4 protein-coding genes are annotated in these 4109 nt (G+C 42.7%); all 4 read left to right on the plus strand.

What is annotated here, in order from left to right:
• The first annotated feature begins 405 nt into the window (after nt 1–405).
• The 4 genes from HZA08_14655 (at nt 406) to HZA08_14670 (ending at nt 3789) form a co-directional block, all read left to right on the plus strand.
• Entirely contained in the window at nt 406–1446 is a 1041-nt protein-coding gene (locus HZA08_14655; GenBank protein ID MBI5194656.1) for a GHKL domain-containing protein, read from the plus strand.
• Nucleotides 1415–1867 (plus strand): response regulator, encoded by a 453-nt coding sequence (locus HZA08_14660; protein ID MBI5194657.1) that lies wholly within the window; start codon nt 1415–1417, stop codon nt 1865–1867. Before HZA08_14655 ends, HZA08_14660 begins: the two co-directional genes overlap by 32 nt.
• 207 nt (nt 1868–2074) lie before the next feature.
• Entirely contained in the window at nt 2075–3160 is a 1086-nt protein-coding gene (locus HZA08_14665; GenBank protein ID MBI5194658.1) for a response regulator, read from the plus strand.
• Nucleotides 3160–3789 carry a response regulator transcription factor gene (locus HZA08_14670; protein MBI5194659.1) on the plus strand — a complete coding sequence of 210 codons (630 nt, stop codon included), beginning with the start codon at nt 3160–3162 and terminating at the stop codon, nt 3787–3789. Before HZA08_14665 ends, HZA08_14670 begins: the two co-directional genes overlap by 1 nt.
• Nucleotides 3790–4109: the final 320 nt, after the last annotated feature.

Genomic DNA, 4109 nt, shown 5'->3' on the forward strand with positions numbered 1-4109 from the left:
ATCAACCCCATCCCCACCCTACCCCTCCCCTTGAAGGGGAGGGAATCAACGTAGCCCCCTCTCCCTCAGGGAGAGGGCCGGGTGAGGGTGGGGTTTTCATTGCCCTTTGTGAGCCGAAGGCTCATGTGGGTTCATCCGAAAATCCCTTCCGGCGGGGTAAGAAAACCCCGCCTATCCAAATCTATGAGGATAGGCGGGACTTTCTTGTCCCGCTGATTTTCATCATCCTTTCCAAAATTGATTAACTCCCTCCTTTATGCTATATTTCTTCATATTTTTCAACTGTTATTTTCCTTCAGCTTTTGCTGACGACTCCGGACGGCTATATTGAGTACAAAAGAACCTAAGATTAATCAGTCTGTAATATATGCTATCCTTCTGACTATTGGAATATTTGTACTGGACATGCTTACTCCGCTTGGGGTAGCGGCGGCGATTCCTTACATTGCTATCATATTGCTTTCATTCAAATTCCCTGAACGAAGACACATAGTAATAGCAGGCGTAATTGTTTCAATATTAACTATCCTCGGTTTCTTTCTTTCGCCGCAGGGGGGCATAAAACTTTCAATAGTTATTGCAAACAGGCTCCTTGCCCTTTTCAGTATATGGTCAGCCGTTATTTTTGTGACCAGACATCGGGATTCTATTAAAGTAATAAATGATTCAAGAGAATCTTTGAGAAAAGAAAAGGAAACTGTCCAGTTATATGCCGACGAGTTAAAAATCTCCAATGCAGAGCTTGAGCAATTTGCTTATGTAGCTTCCCATGACCTGCAGGAGCCTCTTCGTATGGTCGCCAGCTTTACCCAGCTTCTGGCCAAACGCTATAAAGATAAACTTGATGCTGATGCCCATGAGTTTATCTCGTTTGCAGTAGACGGGGCAAACCGTATGCAGAGATTAATCAATGACCTGCTGAACTATTCAAGGATACAGACACGCGGTAACCCTTTTGGAGAAACGGATTTTGAGGAAATTCTGGGACAGACACGAATCAACCTTCAGGTAGCAATAGAAAAAAGCTGTGCATTAATTTCAAACGACTCCCTGCCTGTATTGGCGGCTGATTCAAATCAAATGCTCCGGCTGTTTCAAAACCTGATTGACAATGCGATTAAATTCTCCGGGGACAAACCTCCAAGGATTCACATCTCAGCAGAAAAAAGAGATAATGAGTATCTATTTTCAGTTAAAGATAATGGAATCGGCATAGACCCGCAATTCAAGGAACGGATTTTTGTGATATTCCAGAGGCTTCACAACAAGGAAGAATACCCCGGTACAGGGATAGGTCTGGCTATATGCAAAAGGATTGTTGAACGTCATAAAGGACGTATATGGATTGAGTCTGAGCATGGAAACGGCTCGGTTTTTTATTTCACATTACCTATCAAAAGGGAGGAGAGCGAAGATGGAAGAAGTCACACACTTGCGGCCGGTTGAAATCCTGTTGGTTGAAGATAACCTGGGAGACGTACGCCTGACACAGGAGGCATTAAGGGACGGAAAGATAATGAACAATTTAAGCATTGTAAGGGATGGCATGGAAGCACTATCATTTCTTCACAAAGAGGGTCAGTACAAAAATGCCCCGCGGCCTGATATGATACTATTAGATTTGAATCTACCCAAAAAAGACGGCCGTGAAGTTTTGGAACAAATTAAAACAGATAAAGAATTAAAAACCATTCCGGTGGTTGTTCTGACAATATCAAAGGCAGAAGAGGACATTTTAAAGAGTTACAAACTGCACGCCAATTGTTTCATTACAAAGCCGGTTGATCTGGAACAGTTTATGAAGGTGGCACATTCAATAGAAGAATTCTGGTTCAGCATTGTGAAACTGCCGTCAAAGGGGGAATGAAAATAGTGAATGGTGAATAGTGAATAGTAAAGTACAATGAGAATCCCCCCCTTTACAAGGGGGGGATGGGTGGGTGATTTTCGGATGAACTCCCATGAACCGAGGGTTCACAAAGGGCCATGAAAATCAGCGGGACAGGAATGTCCCGCCTATCCTCATAGAAATGGATAGGCGGGGTTTTCTTACCCCGCCGGAGGGGTTTTTCAAATGAAGAAGGAACTGATTAAGGTACTGATGGTTGAAGATGACCTTGCGTATGCAAGGTTTATAAAGGAGATACTTAAGGAGCCTTTACAGGTAAACTTTGAATTAACCCATGCAGACAGGGTTAAGAAGGCCATTACCCATATAGCTGAAACAGAGTTTGACGCAGTCCTTCTTGACCTGAATCTGCCTGATAGTTCCGGATTTGACACCTTAAACAGGATATACGAGAAGGCCCCTTCTATCCCGATTATCGTGCTTACAGGTCTTGCTGATGAAGAGGTCGGAGTAAGCGCAGTTCAAAAAGGCGCACAGGATTATCTTAGCAAGGAAGAGGTAAACAGCCTGCTGCTTTCACGGACAGTTAAATATGCAATAGAGCGTAAGCGATCGGTTGAAGAATTGGAAAAATCCTACCAGAAATTTTATAACCTCTCAGCACGCTTACAATATCTCAGAGAAGAAGAGAGAAAATCCATAGCCAGTGAGATCCATGACGAACTTGGGGGGCTTTTTACAGCATTAAAGCTGGAATTATCTTCATCTCTCAATGCAATACAAAATGATAAAGGGGACATTCCTGAAATAAAAGAATCACTCACAAAAATTATAGATAAAGGGATTGAGATAGTACAGCGTATCTCTGTTGAACTTCGTCCTCATATACTTGACCACTTCGGCCTGTTACCTGCCATTGAATGGTATGTAAAGGAGTTCCAGAAAAGGGCAAAGATAAGATGCACCCTGAAATTAATTGAGAATAACCTGAACCTTGATAAAGACAGGGCTACTGCAATATTTCGCATTATTCAGGAGGCCCTCACAAACATAGTACGTCATGCAAGGGCATCAAAGATTTCGGTGGAGGTCATAAAGGTCGGAGAGTCACTCGAACTAAAAGTTGAAGACAACGGTATTGGAATTAATGAAGATAAGATCAATGACCCTCACTCTTTCGGTTTAATGAGTATGCAGGAGAGGGTACTATTTCTTGGGGGTACATTAAATATTATCGGGACTAAGGGCACAAAGGGCAAAGGAACAACAATCCTCCTTAATATCCCGCTAAAAGGAAATGGGGAAACATAATGATAAAGGTTATGATTGTTGATGACCACCCGATCATCCGTGAAGGTCTTAAAAAGATTATTTCAAATACTCATGATATGACTGTTACGGATGAGGCCAGTTCAGGCGATGAACTGCAAAATAAATTAAGGAAAAATAATTACGATGTCATTATCCTTGATATTTCCATACCGGACAAGAACGGGCTTGATATTTTAAAAGATTTACAGAGCAGGGCACATAAGTCTGTAGTTCTTATTTTAAGCATGCACCCTGAAGAACAGTATGCAGTAAGGGCATTAAAGGCAGGGGCATCAGGTTATCTGACAAAAGGCGGTGACCCTGAAGAATTAATAAAAGCCATAAGAAAGGTCTACGGAGGAGGCAAATATTTAAGTCCAGGCCTTGCCGAGAAACTTGCAAGCGACCTGATTTTCAATACTGACCAGCCCCTTCATGAAAAGCTTTCAGACAGGGAATATCAGATATTGACCATGCTCGCATCCGGTAAATCTACAAAGGATATAGCCGGAGAACTTTTTCTCAGCCTCCCCACCATCAGCACCTACCGCTCCCGTATCCTGCAAAAGATGAACTTCAAAAATAATGCTGAAATCATCCATTATGCAATAAAGAATAAGCTGGTGTGAGATAACAAATCCCATGACCTATTACCTGCCTTATCTTACCTGTCATTTCATCCGAAAATGACCCCAAGTAAGCAGTAAGCGGTAAGCAGTTAGCAGATAAAGACTGCCTTTCCTGTTTACTGCTCACTGCTTACTGTTTACTATTTTCATTTCCCTTTGTGAGCGCCCCCACTCATGAAAGTTCATCCGAAAATCACCCCCCCATGCCCCCCCTTGAAAAAAGGGGGGGATTGCCGTTGGCCATTGAGAACCTTTCCCCCCCTTAACAAGGGGGGGATTTCTGGTTGTCATATCTCCCCCTTTATTTAAAGGGGGATTAA

This window comes from Nitrospirota bacterium, from assembly GCA_016212215.1.
In the GTDB taxonomy this organism is placed as follows: Bacteria; Nitrospirota; 9FT-COMBO-42-15; order HDB-SIOI813; family HDB-SIOI813; genus JACRGV01.

Coding starts and splice junctions, on each gene's coding strand:
- HZA08_14655 (MBI5194656.1), top strand. CDS start 406: ATGCTTACTCCGCTTGGGGTAGCGGCGGCGATTCCTTACATTGCTATC.
- HZA08_14660 (MBI5194657.1), top strand. CDS start 1,415: ATGGAAGAAGTCACACACTTGCGGCCGGTTGAAATCCTGTTGGTTGAA.
- HZA08_14665 (MBI5194658.1), top strand. CDS start 2,075: ATGAAGAAGGAACTGATTAAGGTACTGATGGTTGAAGATGACCTTGCG.
- HZA08_14670 (MBI5194659.1), top strand. CDS start 3,160: ATGATAAAGGTTATGATTGTTGATGACCACCCGATCATCCGTGAAGGT.